Genomic DNA, 319 nt, shown 5'->3' on the forward strand with positions numbered 1-319 from the left:
GTCGATGCTGATTTGATTCCACTCGCGTGGTTCGTTTACCAGGTCTGCATCTGGCGTCTGTTCCTGCCAAATCTTGGCCTCGGAGCGGGCCGGTTCCTTACCGCGAAGACGCAACAGAGATTCGTGGGTGGGAGCGTCCGGCACGTCTTCTTCGGAAAGGGAGGCGAACTCGCGACGCAATACCGGCAGGATCTCGCCAAGGAAGTCGATTTGGTGCAACACCTCGGTGAGTGGCAGCCCAGCGTGGTCAACAAGGAATAGCTGTCGCTGGTAGTCGCCTACCATTTCGCGGAAGCTCAACGTACGATCGATTACTTCC

General features: G+C 57.4%; 1 pseudogene. It reads right to left on the minus strand.

Annotation, left to right across the window (positions count from 1 at the left end):
• Positions 1-319 (minus strand): annotated as a pseudogene (locus QP381_RS08750) (hypothetical protein); the annotation flags it as partial.

This window comes from Pauljensenia sp. UMB6358, from assembly GCF_030216865.1.
Classification (GTDB): Bacteria; Actinomycetota; Actinomycetes; order Actinomycetales; family Actinomycetaceae; genus Pauljensenia; species Pauljensenia turicensis_A.